Annotated in this window: 10 protein-coding genes and 1 pseudogene; all 11 read right to left on the bottom strand. The window is 31.7% G+C overall.

Annotated features, from left to right (window positions below; all coding sequences use genetic code 11):
* Positions 1-146: 146 nt before the first annotated feature.
* Entirely contained in the window at positions 147-1,538 is a 1,392-nt protein-coding gene (locus tag HALSA_RS02740) for a FecR domain-containing protein (protein WP_013405111.1), read from the bottom strand.
* A gap of 163 nt (positions 1,539-1,701) precedes the next feature.
* Positions 1,702-3,687: a DUF11 domain-containing protein gene (locus HALSA_RS02735; protein ID WP_041595766.1), complete on the bottom strand. Its 1,986-nt coding sequence runs from the start codon at positions 3,685-3,687 to the stop codon at positions 1,702-1,704.
* A 138-nt stretch (positions 3,688-3,825) separates the two neighbouring features.
* A pseudogene (locus HALSA_RS13305) lies at positions 3,826-3,948 on the bottom strand (hypothetical protein); the annotation flags it as partial.
* Positions 3,949-3,974: 26 nt separating this feature from the next.
* On the bottom strand, positions 3,975-7,100 hold the full coding sequence (locus tag HALSA_RS02730; RefSeq protein ID WP_013405109.1) for an MBG domain-containing protein: 3,126 nt from the start codon (positions 7,098-7,100) through the stop codon (positions 3,975-3,977).
* 66 nt (positions 7,101-7,166) lie between these two features.
* Positions 7,167-9,815, bottom strand: a complete 2,649-nt coding sequence (locus HALSA_RS02725) for a TonB-dependent receptor (protein ID WP_013405108.1) — start codon at positions 9,813-9,815, stop codon at positions 7,167-7,169.
* Between the two features lie 58 nt (positions 9,816-9,873).
* Complete coding sequence (locus tag HALSA_RS02720; protein WP_013405107.1) at positions 9,874-10,236, bottom strand: response regulator; 363 nt, start codon at positions 10,234-10,236, stop codon at positions 9,874-9,876.
* 179 nt (positions 10,237-10,415) lie between these two features.
* On the bottom strand, positions 10,416-11,510 hold the full coding sequence (locus HALSA_RS02715; protein ID WP_013405106.1) for a response regulator: 1,095 nt from the start codon (positions 11,508-11,510) through the stop codon (positions 10,416-10,418).
* A 41-nt stretch (positions 11,511-11,551) separates the two neighbouring features.
* Positions 11,552-13,063 carry a GGDEF domain-containing protein gene (locus HALSA_RS02710; protein WP_041595765.1) on the bottom strand — a complete coding sequence of 504 codons (1,512 nt, stop codon included), beginning with the start codon at positions 13,061-13,063 and terminating at the stop codon, positions 11,552-11,554.
* Positions 13,064-13,079: 16 nt separating this feature from the next.
* Entirely contained in the window at positions 13,080-16,100 is a 3,021-nt protein-coding gene (locus HALSA_RS02705) for a histidine kinase (protein ID WP_013405104.1), read from the bottom strand.
* A 36-nt stretch (positions 16,101-16,136) separates the two neighbouring features.
* A complete protein-coding gene (locus tag HALSA_RS02700; RefSeq protein ID WP_160143047.1) occupies positions 16,137-17,234 on the bottom strand; it encodes an alpha-amylase family glycosyl hydrolase in 1,098 nt (365 codons plus the stop codon).
* Positions 17,235-17,376: 142 nt separating this feature from the next.
* The gene (locus tag HALSA_RS02695) at positions 17,377-18,237 is read right to left on the bottom strand and encodes a patatin-like phospholipase family protein (RefSeq protein WP_013405102.1); all 861 of its coding nucleotides are present in this window, start codon (positions 18,235-18,237) and stop codon (positions 17,377-17,379) included.
* Between the last annotated feature and the right edge of the window lie 28 nt (positions 18,238-18,265).

Genomic DNA, 18,265 nt, shown 5'->3' with positions numbered 1-18,265 from the left:
ACAACAAAGTTATATTTATCTGCTTTAAGTGAATTTTTAAATGCTTAATGGTTGTCTACTCTATAATTAGTTAAAGAGCAGATAATTCCTTTATTTGCTAAATTTTAATTTATATCGAAAAAGAAATAAAAATAATTAGCAGCTTATTAATTCGCTTCAGAATTTTTTATTCCTTCTTTTATCTCTGCATCACTTAAGTTTTCAATGCTGGAAATATTACCGTCTTGATCAATTTTTATTCTTTGACCTGCTTCCAAAAATGTTCCAATCTCATCTAATTTTTCGTTATCTATTTCTTCGTAATTATCAATATTTTCAGCTGCTGCTATAACAATAGTGCCTTGATAGACACTAAAAGTTTCAACACCCTGCTCATCATCTACTTCAATTGAATATATTGTGCCTCTACTCCCACATATTGCTTTTGGTGTATGAACATTTAACTCACCTTCGGTTTCTTTACCATTTATATAAATAAAACCAAAAAACATTCTCAAAGCTTCTGACCATTTACTTCTCGCTTTGAGCTCTTCTTTAAACTCTACGTCAGAGTTTGGGTTAAGACTTATTATTTTCTGAGCCTTTTCATGAACAATTTCTACATGTGATGCTCTTCCCGTTCTAATACGGTCACCAGGTATTAATTGATCTTGCTGTTTAGCATTAACCCATTCATCACTACCCAATTTTTTTATCTCAACTATACCATAAACATATGAAATACTTCCTGCAGCATCAAACCTATCTGCTTCTTCTTTTACCGTATTTCCCAGGTTTGAAAGACGCATTCGAGTATTTTCAATCTCATATTCTTCTTTAAAACTACCAAGATTTCTATGACCAAGATAATGACTATAGTGATTTTTTAACTTAAAGACATCAATATAGCGGTCAACTTTTTTCTCCACGTCCCAATCTGCCTGATTTTCTCTTAAATTTCTGCTTGTTTCCGCTCTATTCAAAAAACGATATTTGATTGTATCAGTAACAGAGCCTTCGAGCATCTTATCAGGATATCCTTCTATTTCAAAACGCGTATATCTTATTTCTTCATGTTTATTTACACTAATTTCTAGAACCCCTTGTCGATAACTAATTTGCTCAATATGATAATTTTCTATAATAATTGCTGGATGATATCCTGCTGCACCAAGAATAGCAAATTCCATAAGAGTTAAATCATCAGAAATTATCATTTCCCCATCAGTTTCAAGTTCTTGATAGTTAGCATAATTTTTTTCATCCATATAATACCAGGTTTCATAATTGTTATGAAGTTCCTGGACATCAGTTGGAGTCTGAGAAATATCAATTAAATCAGGTACTACTTTATATCGACTGTTTTCAAACATTGATTTATTTAATCTAAATCCAGCTTCAACAACTTTTCCATCTCTGACAACAACTTCTAAAGTTTCACCATATATTGAAATATTACTTTCAAAATCCAGAGGCCATTCTGGCTGTGAAGCACTTACTGGAAAAGAAAATATAAACAATATAAATAAAAAGAAAAAAACCTTAAATATTTTTTTCATTCTCAGCACTCCTTGCAATAATTAATTTAATAGTATTAATAATCTTTATTATACTACAATATTCAAAATTAGTAAAAAAATATAATTATACACCCCTAATTAAAAACCATCAGGAGTGTATAATCAGCTTGATTTTCTATTTTATTTTATCATGTTACTTGTTTTAATCATTGCAATCTTGAAGTCTAATTCTGAAGTTAGCCTTGTCCATTAACCCAGGTCTAACCTTTATAATCAACGGATTTTGACTTATTATCTCTGCACCTTCGGGCAGGCTAGCTTCGTTAATCTTTAAGACAAGAGTTTCTCCAACCACAGTGTTACTATCAGGGTCAAACACAAAATGATATCTTCCCTGGTTATCAACCTCTATTATTTCTCCAGTGATTGAAATAATCTCCACTCCTGCTATTCCTGCTTCTCCTTCATCCTGTACACCATTTTCATTTTTATCATGGTAGACTTTTCCGATTATTGTTGATAAATCAAAGACAGGATCTTTACTGACCAATACTGCAGCTTCTACTTTATCTGAAATCAATGTATTAGCTTTCATTAGATAAGCTTCATTTAGATATTCTATACCAGTTTGAGTTCCACTTCCAACCACTAATGTATAGCTTAGCTTTAAGCTTTCTCCAGCTTTTAATTCAGAAATCTCCCAGCTTAATAGTCTTTCTCCTTCTGGCTCAAAGAGTTCTTTAGTACCATTTCTTTCTATTAAGGCTGAATCAGCTGTGTATTTAAAGAAATTAGGTAGCTTATCATAGAGTTTAAAGTCTTCAACATCATTTTCACCATCATTTTCTACTCTAATCTGATAGCTGATAAATTCTCCGACTGCTGTTGTTTTGGCCGATGCTTCTTTATTTATTTTGAGCAGGTTTTCCTGAATTGGATCAATTGGAATATGGTTATTGAAAACATCTGGATCACCTGTCTGCAAATCAAAATTGAGATAATATAAAGCATCTTCATTCAGTTTCGGTGGTCTACTATAATCTACAACCTGAACCCCAGTAGTTGATGGATCTGCATCAGTGATATCAGTAGGTCTAATATATTCAGTTGACTCTGGTGATAATACTTCAGATGGGGTCAGATCATAACCGTCTTTTTCAGCTGCAATCTGATATTTCCCTTCTGCTGTTACTATAAATTGATAGCTTCCACTTGCATCAGTTACCTGACCCTGTTGTCCTGTTTCTAAAAGTCCTGGGTCAACTTTATTGCCATCTTCATCCAGCAGATAGAGCACTACCCCTGCAACAGCTTCTCTTGTAATTGAGTTGTAAACTATACCTTCAGGATCAATCTCTTCAGTTTTAATTGTCAGATTACCATTTGATATTTCATCTGCAGTAATTTCTATCTTAGCAAATGTTGTTTTGTCCTGATTCTTAATTAAAGCTGTGTAGTTTCTATCAGCAGATGGCAGACTTAACTGTCCACTTTCAGCTGCACTTAGAACTTTATGGTCATTGTAGATTTCTTCTCCATTTTCAGCTCTGATATCTAAATACCAGCCGCTAAAGTCATTAAATATACTGCTGTTGAGTTCAAACTTCAGATTTGCCTGGCTGTTTAAAACACCTGCTGTTATAGTTTTTTCTACACTTCCGCTTAAGGGATCATAATTATTTTTTGAAGCAAAATAATCAATTTTTACAGTAATTTTTTCGGCTGATTCTACTTTGGCTCTGTACTTGATTTCTTTTCTTTCTCCTGGAGCTATTTCTGGAGCTATTTCGTTAAAGCTTAATCCATTAAAGAAGATTGATTCGTCATTTTCATCATCTATTGTCCTACCATCAACTTTTGTGCTTTCTTTTATATAACTAAGAGATTCTGGATTTTGAGCACTTAGATTAAGATTATAGGCTGTATTTTTACCTATATTTTCTAATGTGAAGATATATTCCAGAGTATCTCCAACTTCGATTTTTCCACCATTAATATCATTAACTTCTATCTCTGCCCGGATAACTGGAGTACTTCCTACAGTCACATCTTTACTCCTCTTAACTGTACTACTATTCTCTGAAGAAAGATCTGCTCTACTGTTTATTATTTCTCCATTGTCAACTCCTTCATTAACCTTGACCTGATATTTGATTTCAATTTCTGCACCAGCTTCTAAATCACCCAAATCAAAAACCACTTGATTGTCGACTATACTATAGCTTCCAAACTCTGAAGCTTCAACTGTATTATTGAAATATTTATTTAATGCAAATTCAAATAGTCTAACTCCTAAAAATGCCTGTTTTTGAATCTGGTTTATTTCTATACTTTCTTCAATTAAACTAGTATTGTCTGGTATTAAATCACTTAAGTTAACCTTTAATGCTGATGCTCCACCAATATTTTTAATTGTTGTTTTAATTTCTAGTTCATCTCCAGAATTAATTTCAGTTTCGTTTATATCAATTTTAGTTATTTCTTTTTCAATATCAAGTACTGCACTATCACATCACCTATTCTAAGTTTAAGGGGATCCTCTAATCCTGTTGTTCTTGGATCATCACTTAATTTATCTTTCAGCTGATAGTTAAGATCATCTTTACCACTTACTTCAGCCTGATTTATTACTTCAGTTCCACTTATTAGATTATCCATGGTTTTTACTTTATAGCTTATCTCTATATTTTTGCCACTTTCTAAATTACCATCTTCATTGGCCAGATTTGCTATATTAAGCCCATCTAAAAGTGGAAGGCTATTATTAATGTCATCTATATTTTTGCCATTAACTATTGTTGATCCAGCAATATACTCACTACCTGCAGGTATTGGAGCATAAACTTCTATGTCTTTGAGTAATCCTGCCCCGATATTTTCTATTTCCAGGCTGTAAGTTATTTCTGCACCAGAACTTAAAGTGTTTCCATCATAGTCTGCAGTTAATTCAGCCTTAATTTCTGGGCGTTCTATAGTATGACTAATTTTCTCACCAATATTACCTGCCTGATCTGTAAGCTGTATTTCTATTGTCCAATCACCTGCATCTAATCTATCAAGCTTATCTTCAGCAAAAGTGATTTGCTGAGTTTCTGAACTGACTACTCCGTTTTCATTAATTTCTCTGCCATTTTGATCTCTAATAATTGAATTGTAGGAACTATCTATTTCTGCATTTTTTATATCAAAGTAAAGGCCGGTTTCTTTTTCAAAATTAATACTATTTTCATCAATATAGTAGTTTTCAGGTGCAGTTTTGCTAAAGAAAACTGAACTATTATCTGTTGTTTGATTTATTTCCTGTCCTGAATTTCCTGCCATATCTTCATAATTGATTACAAAAACAACTTCGCCTTCTGTATCCTCATCTGTCATGGTATATTCGGCCTGCCAGGTGGTAGCATCATTATCTTCTAAGTCTGTTGCGGAGACTTGATTATCAGCTATGGTTATACTCAGTTCAGTTATGTCTTTACTTGATATAAAGTTTAATGTTATTTTATCTCCTACTTTTGCATGATCATTATTATCATTATCTGATTCTATATTTACAGTATCTAAGGTAGGAATAGAAGTCTCTTTATCAATTTGGTCTGTTACCTCATTACCAGTATTACCGGCAGAATCTGTTAAGGTCACAGTTAATGTTAAAATTCCATCACTTAAACTGCTAACATTTATTCCAGAAATTGTTTGAACAGTTTCAGTTATTTCTCCATTTCCTTCTACTGTGTTCTCATTTTCATCAACTATAATGTAATCATAATCTGCACCTACATCTCCATCTGCAAATTTAAAAGATATATTTTCTTCATTGTTAGAGTTAATAATTTCTTGATCAATACTCACACTGTAAGCTGGTTTAATAGTGAAATTTGCATTTTCACAAGTTATATCGTAATTGGGATTATCTAATGTATTTAGTTCAATAGCATAATTTCCTGGTTCTTCTCCGTCTTCACGGTTTAATTCTACAGCTAAGCTATCTCCACTTTCGAGATTTCCTTCTGTTATCTGATAGCTCAGTTCTGGATCATCTGTACCCTCATATTTTGATATATCATCTGCTGCAATTGTTATTGCTTTTTTCTCAACTGTAAGTGAGCGCTCTACATTATCTGCTGGTAGATAAGATACATTACCATCCTGTAAAGCAATTATTGTAGTTGTTCCAGCATTATGAATGTTTACTGTATTACCATCAATACTTGCTACATCTGGATTTGAACTCTCATAGAAAACATCTAAGCCTGAAGATGCAGTTGCCTCAAGAACAAAATTATCGTCTCCATATGTCTTGCTTTGCCAATCACCTGCTTCAAAGGTGATAGCTTGTTCTTTAAGAAAAGAAAATGTCAAAGTAATGTTCTCTTCACTTCCTTCAGCAATCACTCCCGTTGTAAAAACATTTCCATTCCAAGAACCCTCACTATCAAAAGAGTGTTCTGAAGAAATTACAACATTGTCAGATCGCTCATAATCACTATCTGGTCTAAGTTCAAAAGTTGTACTCTCACCAATAGGAACAGCTCTGGTCTCTGGAATAACCGTTCCTCCCGAACCTAATACTTCTGCTGTTAATGTCCTGGCAAAATTCACACTATCATGGACAAAACTAACAATATCACCATTAGATCTGCCTGCTTCATTAATTGCAACCGCCCTATAATAATATGTAGTACCATCGTTAAGGCCAGTAATCTGACGAGAAAAACCTACATCTGTAGCTGGACCTTCAATAGTATGAGGGGAAGCAGCAACTAGGGTCGAATTACTTAGATCTGAGTTAGTGCTGTATTCAAAATATAAGGTTGTAGGCTCATCATTAGCAGCTCCAGAATCACTTAATACACCTTCCAGGACAGCCTCATATTTTCCTGTAGACATAGCACCTGTTTCTGCTTCAGGTCCTAAACTTGGTTCATTGACATCTGTTATATATCTAAATCCCATCATGACACGTATAGGTGTCTCACTCAATGCTGTTCTCCCAACAGCGTCCACAGCTGTTCCATCACCTCCTGGTTGATAAGCCATGTTTGCCTGCGGCCACCACTGATCAATAATCGGACTTCCGATTTCAATATTTTCATAATCAATGCTGTCAGCTGCGTAGTGAGTTCCACTACCTGTACTTACTCTCCCTTGAGCAATAAAGTATGTTTGCCCGGGATATAGAGTAACACTTTTGCCTAATTTTACCATCTCTTCTTGACCTGAGTCACCACCAACTACAACATCTCGTGTATGGTCAAATACAACTCCACTCAAAAGTTTGTCAAGTCTTGGATTTCCATCCCCAATTGTATCCCCAGTCCAGGAGGTTTCATATATACCACCTTGAAATCCACCAGTTGCAGTTGGCCCACCACCACCCCATAAATGTGTAACCTCAACTTCTCGAGAAACTGTAAATGCATAACCACGCCATAAAAAATTATTGAGTTGAAACCCACTTGCATAATTTGAAACTCGAAAATCCCCTGAACCACCCCTGGCATAAGCAGGGGTTGTATTAGTAATACCGATAAATAATAAACACATCAAAGCAAAAAAGAAAATGTAATATAATTTATTAGTTTTATGTGCTTTTATCTTCATTATATTCCCTCCCGGATTATCTCCTTATAAATCAAAATTTTACCATTAACTCAACTATATTAAAGCTCACCATGCTTTTATAATATTAACAAACCAGCCTTCTGACTCATAACTCAAATCACTCAGATCATCATTGAAATCGGTAAAATTATAGCCAATTCCAAGTTTTAAATCATTCTCAAATCTCTTATAACCTCCCAGTAAAAAGCCGCTCTTTCTATCTTGAGCCAGTTTGTTCTCTAAAATTCTGTATTCTCCAAATAGTTCTATATCTTCTCTTAACTGATAATTTAATCTATTAACCCAGAGATAGGTTTCGCTTGAAGTCCATTCATCACTCAAAGAATTAAGCTTTACTTCTCCGTTTTTATAGGCTATCTTTTCTGTAAGCTGCCATTTTGGACTTATCTCAAAAATAAAATCTAGAGCAAATATCTGCGATCGTTCAGCCGGAAAACTGCCAAAATCATCATCAGTTAGATAATTATCCTTTTTTAAATATGTGTACTTACCGAGTAAATTAAGTCTATCATTTTTTACCGGCCTGTAAGCAAAACCTAAACTAGCATCTAAATATTCATCCTCTTCCTCACTTTTTTCTCTTGAATATTCTATTCCTGAGACTAAAGTTAAAGCAGGACTGTAGTTCCAGCTTAAATCAGATTTATAGAAAAACTGCTCTAAATCTTCACTACCTCCATCTTCTCTGTATTCTAAACGAGCTGAACTATTGAGATTGTTTCTTCTGTAACTAGTACCAAAACCAATTATATCTCTTTTAAAATCATCCCGATCATCTCTAATCACATCACTACGGCTGTAATCAAGACTCAACAATAATCCTTCTAAAGGTGAATAATCTATACCTATAATATTAGTATTTTCTCTACCCTGATTTTGAGCTTCGATTCTATACTCTCCGTATATATCTGTTTTATCATTCAGACTTGAGCTGCTGCCAAATACCGCTGTATCTTTTTCTTCAGTAATATCTCTTTTAAGCTCTGTATAAAGCTCACTTTTTTCATTTATCCTGTAAGCTGTACCCAGACTCAAGCTTTGCTTATCTCCAGCTTCAGCTTGAGCATTAAAGCTCCACTTATCAAAGTCAGCCCTGCCACCTAAAGTTGTGATATTATAATCATCATTGTCCCCACTTAAAGTAAGCTGCTGTTTGGCATAAATACTTCTGTTTTCACTTAATATATAATCTAAACCTAAGGCTCCGGTTAAGGTATTTTCACTTTCTTTACTTTCTTCCTGCTCATATTTATTTTTTAGTTCTACCCTTATATCTGTTTTCTGACTGTAATCCATTTTAGAAGCTAAAGTAATCATCTCAGTATCTCTATAACCTCTACTGCTTTTATCATAACTTAAACTATTTTCATATTTAACTCCACTATAGATTGTCTTTAATCCATAATCAGTCCTGTCTTCTTCTAAAAAACTGCTGCTTGAATTAAAACCTGCTTCTTTATCACTGTAATAACCATCAAGATAAATCTTTTCGGTCAGCTGTTCTTTGAATTCAAAATTAAAGGCTTCTGCCTCTGCTTGAGAAGTTAAATTAAGTTCTCTGTAATTTAAGCCCCCATCATCAGAAAAATACCTGCCAGCAGCAAGTTCATTGCTTTTTGCCCATTCAATTAATATATTCCTCGTTGAAGAAGGACTATATTCTAAATTTACACCTCTAATTTTGTAATCATCATCATTTATATTAACTTCTTCTGCCTGCTGTAAACTTATGCTTAGATCTTCACTCAATTTAAGCCCTGCTTCCAGACCATAATTATCATAGCTATCTGCTGCAGAATCATAGTCAACTTCATAATTTACTATTATGTAGTATTTATCTTCACCACTTGCATCTTCAATTAAATTTCTATCAGCGATAAGTTCTCGCCTATTTTTTAAGATCAGCCTTCCCTGTAGATAGTTGATTTCATAGTCTCTACCTGCTGCTAAATTCTTTGTTTCAATCACCCTACCAGTTACTGCATCTTTTAATTCTAAAGTTATACTTTCACTACCTGCTGTAATATCATCATTTCTTAAATAATATAGTGAGCCTCCAGTAAGTTCCAATTCATCCTGAGCTCTGATGGTAAAAGGCTGCTGCAGAAAAGCATCTGCAAAAAATCGCTTATCATAGCTTAAATTGAGACCATAAATAGTTTTTCTGAGGTTAATTAAAGAGTTCTGATCATAATTAACCCGATAATTACCCCATAAGGCTTTAAAGGTTTCTGATTCTAATGCAAGATAAAATTTGCCTGCTGTATCAACTTCAGAATATATTTTAGAATCATCACCATAAACCGGATAGTATTTTTCTGCATCTATTTTTTCAAAAGGTGTAGTCTTTTTCTTATCAGTTATATTTTTAAAAATTTCATCAATTTTTTCTTCTCCGGTATCTAACCAGGCGGTAATTAAATACTTACCCTGTATTTTCCCTCTAAGATAAAAGGCGATCCTTCCTATATCTACTTCCTCTGCAAATTGATCACTATCATCTACCAGCTCAATTTCGCTTTTTATAGAATTATTTCCATAATATAATTCGGCCAGTCCTACAAAAAATTCTCCCTGATAAAATGAATTGCCTTCTTCTGCTTTAATGTCTGCTGAATAAATAAGAGTTAATGCTAATAAGAAAAATATGAAAAATATAAATATAAAAGAAAAATTAGTTTTCAAAATTTTCACAACTGCTCCCCCTTAATCTTTTTTTGTTGTAATTATAAAAATAAGCTCTAATAAATCACTATTCTTCCAGGCGATTAATGGTTTCTCTAAATCTCTTTTCCTCAACCGGCCATAAAAGATAGTCAAATGCGCCTACGTCAAAAGCTTCAACTGCATAATCATGATTATCAGCAATAAAGATAATTTTAATCTTCTTGTCCAAGTGATGAATTTGTTTTGCTACCTCTAAACCACTATATCCCATAATATTAGTGGTCATAATTACTACTTTAAGTTCTCTTTTATCTTTTTTTAATTCAGTTAAACATCTGATAGGATTTTCATAATTTGCTATCAAATTTAATTCTTTATTTTGAGAAATCAAGCTTGTTATTTCTTTAAAATAGTTGGCATTATCATTAATTATCACTGTGTTGAACATAAGTTCTCCCTTCTAAACTGCTAATTTTGTATTATATTTACAGCATAGCATAGAAATCTAAAAGTAATCTAAAACTGGCAATCAAAAATAATTCACTCCATAAAAAAATCCCAGATTGTCTGCTAAAAACAACCTGGAATCATCTTGATTAAAATATTTTATTTTTAAAATTCACTTGATTAAATGTCATCATAACTGATTTTAAGCTCAATACCTAAATCCCTGCTTAAGGTCATCCTATACTGATTATATTGCATTCTTGCTAATTCTTCTTTAGCCTGAAATTTTAAAAGTTTTATAAGCTTTTTCTGAGCTGGATCAAATAAAAAATCAAGCTCTAAAATAGTTTTTAGAAGCTGCTCTGACTTTTGAAATTTTTGCTGTTTATAATAGTTATCTGCTGCTTTTAAAAGAGCATCTTTATATTCTTTTTCAAGTTTGGCTTTATAATTATAGGCCCATTCATAATCTACATCTTCAAGATAAGGGCCCTGATAAACTTTTATCAACTGCTCAATTTCTTCAGAAGAAAAAGCAGAATTAGATTTTATTTTAGTAATTAGAGTTTCAAATTCTAATAAAGCTAAATCGAAGTTATCTAAATTAAGTCTGTAATAACCCCTTTTACTGGTAATAATTTTTTTGAAACCTATCTCTCTAAAAGCCTTTCTTAAACTATAAATGGTAGTATATAAAATATTATTGGCTTTCTGCTGTGTTTTGTCCGGCCACAACTTTCCTGCTAATTTATTAATTGCTACAAGATTACCTTTATGATCAAGCAATAATAAAAATAATTCTTGAGATTTTAAGGTCGGCCATTTAATATTTAGTTTTTCTTCCTGATAGCTTAAGTCTAATTGACCAAAAGAATTGACCTTTATTTTTTCAGATTTTTCTTCTACTAAACCTTGCTTTTCTTTTAATCTCTGAACTGTTTTTTTAAATCGCTGTTTAGAAATCGGTTTTAATAAATAATCTAGAGCATTTAACTCAAAAGCGTCAACTGCATAATTATCATAAGCGGTAATAAATACCACATCAAGATTTTCATCAATATCTTGGATCTTTTGGGCCAGTTCTAAACCATTAACTCCAGGCATTTGAATATCTAAAAATACTACATCAGGCAACTTACCCTGCTCTAATTCTTTAAGACACTTTTCTGCCTGACTGTAACTGCCAAGTAGATTTAAGCTGTCAGATTTAATTACAAAATCTTTCATTCTTTCTAAAGCATGTATTTCATCATCTACTATTATTGCATTTAACATATCCGACCTCCTCATCTAAGCTATTTAAAAAGTTTCTATCTTTATTCGAAATCTTCATATAAAATATAATCTTCTTTTTGCTGTTTTGCCCTGTACATTGCATTATCAGCATTTTTTAAAAGTTCACTGAGATCCTGCCCATGTTCAGGATAAATACTGATACCTAAACTAACACTTATAAAAAAGTTGCTTTGATCAACTATCAGTGGTTCTTTGAAAGCATCGACAATTCTTTTAGCCACCTGTTTTATCTCCTCCATGGAATTAATAGCAGTAACCGTAATCACAAATTCGTCACCACCAAGCCGAAACAATTTATCATTACTTCGCAAACTGCTACTTAACAAATCAGCTACTTCTTTTAAAACTTTATCACCAACATCATGCCCGTAATTATCATTAATTTCTTTGAAATTATCTATATCTAAAAATAATATTCCAATTTTTTTCTGCCTGTTTTTAGCTTTTTCTTTTAAATCAGAAAATGATTTAACAACTAAATCACGATTAGCCAAACCGGTAAGCTGATCATGATAAGCCTGATTCTCTAAATTTTGTAATAAATATATTACAATACCGATGAAAATTAAAAGAATTACAAACATAATCATACTGTTAATTAAAAATAAGTTTCTATTAAAATTAATGTCAGCCTGCATTACAGACTCGTTATACTGAATACCTACAATATATGAAGCCCAGCCCTGGCTGCTTTCCAGAGAGTCTTCAACTATAGCTGGAAAAAAATTATGGATATAATTACTTCCATTTGCTTGAATATTTCTTGACTGCATCTGATTGCTTTGAGCAGCATTGCTGGCTAATTCAGCCTCATATTCAGGTATCTCAGAATATAAAAAGGGTTCTTCATTACTTAACCTACTAACATTTCCCTGGAGAGCATCAACTCTATAAAGTCCGATGTCTTCTACAATTTCATATTCTGCAATTAAATTATCTACATCTCTAAATAATTTCAAATCCTTTAACGCAGGAAATCTTTTCAGGATATCAACACTTAATTCTAATAAATACTGATTATCAGGGGTTGGCTGATAACTATATTTTTTAAATTCACCCGTGTTTATCGATAAATCAAGTCTATCAATAACTAATGAATCACCTTTTAATCGCTGCCTTAATGATTCAGCGAAGCTGGGAAAGCGATTAAAATCCAATCCTAAATCAGGAGCATAAGTTGTTGCTGTGACTTTTAAATCACTATTAACAATAAAGATTTCATAATCAACAAACTCCTTTTTTAATTCTTCTAAATTCCATTCTTTCACATTAGGATTATCTTTATATTTATCTAATAAAACCTGAGAATATTTACGCATCTCCATGTTTAATTGATTATCAGCAATTTTTAAACTTTGATCAACATGAATAATAGAATCTACTATATTTCTTTCCACCAGTTTCTGACGTTTCTCATAATTATTTTCTATTAAGACATTGCTTCTCTGATAATTATTATAAGAAATGAACATTATCACTAAAGTTAATAAAATAATAAAAAGAAATTTATACTTTATAAAAAAATTATTCAATCTTTGCCTCACCCCTCTAACCCTGCTTCGGTATTTTAAATTTTATAGTTGTGCCAGCTCTTTTAGTGTTTTCTACTTCTAATTGTTGATTATAAATCCTTTTTAAACGATGATTGATATTTTTAAGCCCTACTTTTTCTCTTTCCTTATTATCATTTTTTAACAGATAATGCTTCAATTCTTCTTCACTCATACCCGGCCCATCATCAATGACTTTAATTTCAAAATAATCTTTTAACTCGCTTATGCAAATTTCTAAATTACCTCCATTTTCTCTGCTTAAAAGTCCATGTTTAACTGCATTTTCAACTAAAGGCTGAATTATTAAAGGTGGTACCGTAAATATTAAATCTGCAGCTAGATTATATTTTACTGTTATCTTATCACCAAAACGAGCTTTTTGAATGTTTAAATAAAAATCAATAAGTTCTAACTCTTTTTTGATGGAAACCTGCTTATTTAAACTGTCAAAATCAAAGCTATAACGGAGATAACTTGAAAGTTCTAACACTAATTTGCTGGCTTTTGCTGGATTATTTTCACATAAATAAGCAATGGCACCCAGGGTATTATATAAAAAGTGAGGCTTGATTTGGGCTCTAAGAAAATTCTGCTTTTGCTGGATACTATCTTTTACTTTTTCTTTTAAAATAACCATGTTTCTTACTTTTGCCTTTAATTCACTGCTGGTAAAAGGCTTTTGAATAAAGTCATTAATGCCTATTTCAAAGCCCTGAATTAAATAATCGGGTTCACTTCTGGCTAAAACCACTAATATAGGAAGCTCAAACAGCATATAATCATCTCTAATTATTTTGCATAATTTCAGAGTTGATTGATCTAAAGAAAATAAATTAATTATAATCAAAGCAACTTCCTCATTTAATATATCTTTAATATCTTCTTTTTTATCTACAAACTGAATATTATAATCTTCAACTATTAAAATATTTTTTAAGAATTCAATATCACTTGATTTTTCTCCTATAATCAAAATAGTTTCTTTACTATTGTTAGGTGAATATTTTAATTTATTTTCTTTTTCAATTGTTTCTGATCTAATTGAATCAACAATTTCAGGAACTTCTTGATAATTATCATAACTTAAACCCGGAAGCGAAATAGTAAAAAGCAGTGACCTATTGGCCAGCTTTTCGACCTCAAAATCTCCTCCCTGTTTTTTAATCAGCTGCTGAATAATAAACTGTCTTAAATCATTTAAATCAGTAATAAATAAAGAATCACCTTCAATATCAAGAATGTCTGACTTATATTTAAATAAAATTTTATTTGCTTCGATTTTTAGCTTTATTTTAATTTTATTATTAGCTTTTTCTGCCATAAATGAGATCTCCGCTGAATCGATAGAAACTGTGACATATTCTAAAAGATTGTAAATCGCTTGAATCAGCTGACCTTTATCAGCAACAATAATAAACTTTTCTTTCTCAATATTATTTTCTACCTTAATATCTTTTTCAGAAAGCATGGGCTTAAAAAACTCTATTATATAATCAATAATCTGATTAAGCTCTAAATCTTCAGTTTCTGATTCAATAGTTCCCTTTTTAATATCTGCATAATCAATAAAACTGTCAAAAAGGTAATTTAAACCCTGACCTCCTTTAATTATACCGGCTAAATCTTTTTTAGAATCTACTGTTAGGGCTTTAACATTATTCCTAATTACCGACTCTGCAGCTGAAATAATATTATATAAGGGTAGTTTAAATTCTTTTAAAGTAGTAGTAATAAATTTATCTTTAAAGTGGTCTAATTTGCTTAAATTTTTGTTAGCCTCTTCCAGTTTTTCTGAATATTGAACTAGGTCGGTATATACAGCAGAAAAACGCCTGCCGACTATAAAGAGCAATGAGAGGACAACGAAGAATATTCCATATGACAAAAGATTATAGGAAAGCAAATCAAATTGATCTCTAAAAATTTGAATATCATATTGAACCGCTAACATATCGAAAACAAGTATTAGTGCAATTATTCCCAAAAAAGAAATTGTAGTTAATAAAATCAGAATCTCTTTACTTAACTCTTCTTTATCTACCAGAAAGATCTTTAATATCTGGGCAAAAGTAAATATAGAAAAAATAATAATCGAAATATTATAAAATTTTAAAAATGTAAACATAGATGGTGGGTGAAGTAGATAAGAAAATACAGCTAAAACCAGTGTAATCAAATATGAATAACCAATTGCTTTATATAAAAATTCTTTTGAGCTTATAATCTGACTAATTAAAAAACTGAAACTACCGGCTAAAACAAAAATACTAAAATAATAAATTAAATAAAAACTATAATTCCATTGATTAAATACTACCGAAAAAATTTGGTTATAGAGTATTGTATAAATAGAAGTTGCCAATAAAAAAAGAGCTAAATATAAGTAAATTTTTTCATTTAGTCTAAAAAAATAAATAATTCCTGCAAAGATCCCAAGCAAAAGATAAATTAAAGCGAAAATAAGCCCGATTGGAGCTCGAGAAAATAAATCATCAATTAGATTCTGGTATGAAGAAATCGAAGCAATAATCTCTTCTCCAATAGTAAATTGACGATTATTATTGTAAAAACGGAAATAAAGATATTTATCCTGCCAGTTTTGAGGTAAAGAAACCAGAGAATGATAATTTTCTGGCAGCCTGAGTTTTCCTTCTAAACTGCCATTTTCATAAATTTGATCACCATTAAGATATAATTGATAGGGGAAAGGATATTCTATGGCTAGAACTCCTGGCAAATAAAGCGTAGGATTATCGATATCATAATCTGGCAGCTTTACTCTAAGCCAGATATAACTATAATCGGTAGATTGTTCAATTGTATCTCCAGGCTGATAGGACTGCCAGCCTTCTGCTAAATCAAAATTATATATATTATCTCTTCCACTTGGAAGATCACCAGGGATATATTCCCAGGTCTGATTTTCAAATTCTCTAATATCATTATTTGCATGGCTTCCATCAGCTAAAAGAAATAAAAACAGAAAACATGCAAATATTATAAAGATTTTTTTCATTAAGGTCGCTCCCTTATTAAAGAAATTAGTTTAGCATTAATCCTGGATGAAGATCTCATAGTCTCTACCCTTAACATCCAGTCCTGAGTAATTATAACTATCATAACCGTTATTTATAATTATATTGTATCTTCCCCGACGGGCATGATAAATATCATCATTTAAAGTTATTAATTCCAGTTTTTTATCAATTGAATTTTTTCTAAGATTGATCAATTCATCCAGTTTTTCTCTCAGAGCATATTTAAAATAGTCATTCCAGTAAATGACTGCCGGATTATCCTGAAATAGTATATAAGCATAACCCAGCTCTTTATTTGTAATAATAGCATCTTTATTGAAATCTCTTTCATCTCTCTCAATATCATGATTGGATAAAAAGTTAATTTTATTCTTTTTAGATGTTTTTTCTAAATTTCGCATTGAAAATAAGGGGTTCATACACATCTCTTTAATATTATAATAGAGAGGGAAATTAAAAACATTTAAATTGGTATGATTAATAAAACCATTTAAATATTCATCATCACCAGACCAGTATTCACCCACCATAAAAGTATGATCTATAAATTCAGCTGCAAAATCCTTTGAAAAATCCCAGCGCATATCTTTTAAATTATCAAGCCTAAAACTATCAAAACCTATTTCATATTTTAACCATTTAGCCCAATCGATAAGTCCATCTTTCATATATGCATTATCTGAATAATAGCAAACCGTTTCCCCAAAACTGTTTCTGCTCTGACAGTTACCACATTCGTGACAGAAATGCTCGTAATTTTTCGGGAAGTGTCTTTCCTCAAATTTAGTATATGTTTTTTTCTTAAAATATGGATTCCATTCTTTTTTTTCACCCAACATATGGCCTAAAACTAGATCAGCCATCACTTCGACATCATTTTTATGCAGTTTATTTATCAGTTCTTTCAGCGATTTCTTATCTCCAAATTTTGAATTCAAGTTGTAATGTTCTTTAATATCATATCCCATAGAATTATCTCCCGCCATTCCTTTTGAAGGAGGTGGCAGCCAGACTGCATCAAAACCTTTTATAGAAATCTCTTCAGCAATTGCACTAATTTCTTTCCACCAGTCATTCAAACAATTCCAATGAAAAGCCTGTAATATTACCATATTTTTTTTATCTCCTGTTAGATCTATCATTTATTTGTGAATATTAATTTCTATTCTTACTTAATTATAACATATTTTAGAATTAAACACACAATTTTACCTGTATTTTCACAAATAGACAGATAACACAAAGATTGCTTAGTTAAATTTTAAGCCAATTCTTTAATTCTTCTGCTTTTTCTAGTGCTAAATCATGGCCTCTACTATAAAGATCTTTAAGCTGATCTACATCTTTAGTAAAGCGATCAATCTCTAAGTCTTTAGGTCTAAATACAAAAAATTCACCTTTATCTTCTTTCTCCTCAATTAATTCTAAAGTTTTATTATAATTAAGATGTCTTGTTTTTAAGCCTTCAACTAAATTAGGATACTTTTTTAAGAAAAGATCTAATATGAATTTAGCTTTAAGAGGTGATTTACGGTAATCTTTAGGTCTGGTTAAGATTACAAAAACCTTTTTATAACCATCAGCCAAAGCCTTTTTAACAGGAATTGAGTCTTTTATTCCACCATCTAGATAGGCTTTTCCTTCAATCTCTACCGGACTTGCCATCAAAGGCAAACTGCTTGAAGCCTTAAATAGTTTATCTATTTTTTCATTACTCTCAAATTTTTGAGGAGAAAAATATTCTACTTCCCCACTTTCACAGGCAGTAACAGCTACTTTTAGATTGCTGGAAGAATTTTTAAAAGCCTGATAATCAAAAGGAAGTACCTCCCGGGGAAGTTTATGAAAGAGAAAATCCATCCCAAAATAGCTGCCATTTTTAATTAAATTTTTAATTCCCATATATCTTTTATCTTCCACAAGTTCAGTAAAGAGCTTCTTATTTCTCACCCTCTGCCTGCTGCAGTAATTAGCAGCATTATTAGCTCCAGCTGAAACACCATATAGCTGCTCAAAATATATATTATTTTGCAATAGATAATCTATAATTCCGGCCGTAAAAGCACCTCTCATACCTCCACCTTCAAGTACAAAAGCACAATCTTTAATCTTCAATATTATTCACCCCGCCTATATCTATTAT

Origin of the sequence: Halanaerobium hydrogeniformans, from assembly GCF_000166415.1 — a bacterium.
Lineage (GTDB): Bacteria > Bacillota > Halanaerobiia > Halanaerobiales > Halanaerobiaceae > Halanaerobium > Halanaerobium hydrogeniformans.
Note: the sequence above shows the minus strand (reverse complement) of the source record. Positions and strands in the feature narration are given on the sequence as shown.

Excerpts from the sequence above, each read along its gene's own strand:
- HALSA_RS02740 (WP_013405111.1), bottom strand. The coding sequence starts at position 1,538 with ATGAAAAAAATATTTAAGGTTTTTTTCTTTTTATTTATATTGTTTATA.
- HALSA_RS02730 (WP_013405109.1), bottom strand. The coding sequence starts at position 7,100 with ATGAAGATAAAAGCACATAAAACTAATAAATTATATTACATTTTCTTT.
- HALSA_RS02720 (WP_013405107.1), bottom strand. The coding sequence starts at position 10,236 with ATGTTCAACACAGTGATAATTAATGATAATGCCAACTATTTTAAAGAA.
- HALSA_RS02715 (WP_013405106.1), bottom strand. The coding sequence starts at position 11,510 with ATGTTAAATGCAATAATAGTAGATGATGAAATACATGCTTTAGAAAGA.
- HALSA_RS02705 (WP_013405104.1), bottom strand. The coding sequence starts at position 16,100 with ATGAAAAAAATCTTTATAATATTTGCATGTTTTCTGTTTTTATTTCTT.
- HALSA_RS02700 (WP_160143047.1), bottom strand. The coding sequence starts at position 17,234 with ATGGTAATATTACAGGCTTTTCATTGGAATTGTTTGAATGACTGGTGG.